Below are 2,478 nucleotides of genomic sequence, written 5' to 3'. Positions count from 1 at the left end.
GCGATCTATCCATGGGCAGGTTGAAGGTTAGGTAACACTGACTGGAGGACCGAACCGACTACCGTTGAAAAGTTAGCGGATGACCTGTGGATCGGAGTGAAAGGCTAATCAAGCTCGGAGATAGCTGGTTCTCCTCGAAAGCTATTTAGGTAGCGCCTCGTGTATCACTGCTGGGGGTAGAGCACTGTTTCGGCTAGGGGGTCATCCCGACTTACCAAACCGATGCAAACTCCGAATACCAGCAAGTGTCAGCACGGGAGACACACGGCGGGTGCTAACGTCCGTCGTGAAAAGGGAAACAACCCAGACCGTCAGCTAAGGTCCCAAAGTTATGGTTAAGTGGGAAACGATGTGGGAAGGCTTAGACAGCTAGGAGGTTGGCTTAGAAGCAGCCACCCTTTAAAGAAAGCGTAATAGCTCACTAGTCGAGTCGGCCTGCGCGGAAGATGTAACGGGGCTCAAACCATACACCGAAGCTACGGGTTCAACGTAAGTTGAGCGGTAGAGGAGCGTTCTGTAAGCCTGTGAAGGTGAGTTGAGAAGCTTGCTGGAGGTATCAGAAGTGCGAATGCTGACATGAGTAACGACAATGCGAGTGAAAAACTCGCACGCCGAAAGACCAAGGTTTCCTGCGCAACGTTAATCGACGCAGGGTGAGTCGGCCCCTAAGGCGAGGCAGAAATGCGTAGTCGATGGGAAACGGGTTAATATTCCCGTACTTCTAATTACTGCGATGGAGGGACGGAGAAGGCTAGGCCAGCACGGCGTTGGTTGTCCGTGTTTAAGGTGGTAGGCTGAATGCTTAGGTAAATCCGGGCGTTCAAGGCCGAGAGCTGATGACGAGTTGTCCTTTGGACGATGAAGTGGTTGATGCCATGCTTCCAGGAAAAGCTTCTAAGCTTCAGGTAATTAGGAACCGTACCCCAAACCGACACAGGTGGTTAGGTAGAGAATACCAAGGCGCTTGAGAGAACTCGGGTGAAGGAACTAGGCAAAATGGCACCGTAACTTCGGGAGAAGGTGCGCCGGTGAGTGTGAAGGGTTTACCCCGTAAGCACATGCCGGTCGAAGATACCAGGCCGCTGCGACTGTTTATTAAAAACACAGCACTCTGCAAACACGAAAGTGGACGTATAGGGTGTGACGCCTGCCCGGTGCCGGAAGGTTAATTGATGGGGTTAGCTAACGCGAAGCTCTTGATCGAAGCCCCGGTAAACGGCGGCCGTAACTATAACGGTCCTAAGGTAGCGAAATTCCTTGTCGGGTAAGTTCCGACCTGCACGAATGGCGTAACGATGGCGGCGCTGTCTCCACCCGAGACTCAGTGAAATTGAAATCGCTGTGAAGATGCAGTGTATCCGCGGCTAGACGGAAAGACCCCGTGAACCTTTACTATAGCTTTGCACTGGACTTTGAGCTTGCTTGTGTAGGATAGGTGGGAGGCTTTGAAGTGGGGACGCCAGTTCTCATGGAGCCATCCTTGAAATACCACCCTGGCAACCTTGAGGTTCTAACTCTGGTCCGTTATCCGGATCGAGGACAGTGTATGGTGGGTAGTTTGACTGGGGCGGTCTCCTCCTAAAGAGTAACGGAGGAGTACGAAGGTGCGCTCAGACCGGTCGGAAATCGGTCGTAGAGTATAAAGGCAAAAGCGCGCTTGACTGCGAGACAGACACGTCGAGCAGGTACGAAAGTAGGTCTTAGTGATCCGGTGGTTCTGTATGGAAGGGCCATCGCTCAACGGATAAAAGGTACTCCGGGGATAACAGGCTGATACCGCCCAAGAGTTCATATCGACGGCGGTGTTTGGCACCTCGATGTCGGCTCATCACATCCTGGGGCTGAAGCCGGTCCCAAGGGTATGGCTGTTCGCCATTTAAAGTGGTACGCGAGCTGGGTTTAGAACGTCGTGAGACAGTTCGGTCCCTATCTGCCGTGGACGTTTGAGATTTGAGAGGGGCTGCTCCTAGTACGAGAGGACCGGAGTGGACGAACCTCTGGTGTTCCGGTTGTCACGCCAGTGGCATTGCCGGGTAGCTATGTTCGGGAAAGATAACCGCTGAAAGCATCTAAGCGGGAAACTTGCCTCAAGATGAGATCTCACTGGAACCTCGAGTTCCCTAAAGGGCCGTCGAAGACTACGACGTTGATAGGCTGGGTGTGTAAGCGTTGTGAGGCGTTGAGCTAACCAGTACTAATTGCCCGTGAGGCTTGACCATATAACACCCAAACAATTTGGCTGTTAGACGGTTGAAGTCGACAGTAATGCCGAAAATTTGCGAGAACACGTAATACCAACTGACATCACATACCCAATTCGCTGCAGCGGCTAAACCCCGAAGCAGCAACCAGTTTGCTTGACGACCATAGAGCGTTGGAACCACCTGATCCCATCCCGAACTCAGTAGTGAAACGATGCATCGCCGATGGTAGTGTGGAGTTTCTCCATGTGAGAGTAGGTCATCGTCAAGCTTCTAC

2 rRNA genes are annotated in these 2,478 nt (G+C 52.5%); both read left to right on the top strand.

From position 1 onward, the window contains the following. A 23S ribosomal RNA gene (locus BM154_RS23490) occupies nt 1-2,219 on the top strand; the annotation flags it as partial. 137 nt (nt 2,220-2,356) lie between these two features. Next, nucleotides 2,357-2,472: ribosomal RNA gene (gene rrf / locus BM154_RS23485) — 5S ribosomal RNA — on the top strand. The last annotated feature ends 6 nt before the right edge of the window (nt 2,473-2,478 follow it).

It is taken from the genome of Phytopseudomonas argentinensis, assembly GCF_900113905.1.
In the GTDB taxonomy this organism is placed as follows: Bacteria; Pseudomonadota; Gammaproteobacteria; order Pseudomonadales; family Pseudomonadaceae; genus Aquipseudomonas; species Aquipseudomonas argentinensis.
Note: the sequence above shows the minus strand (reverse complement) of the source record. Positions and strands in the feature narration are given on the sequence as shown.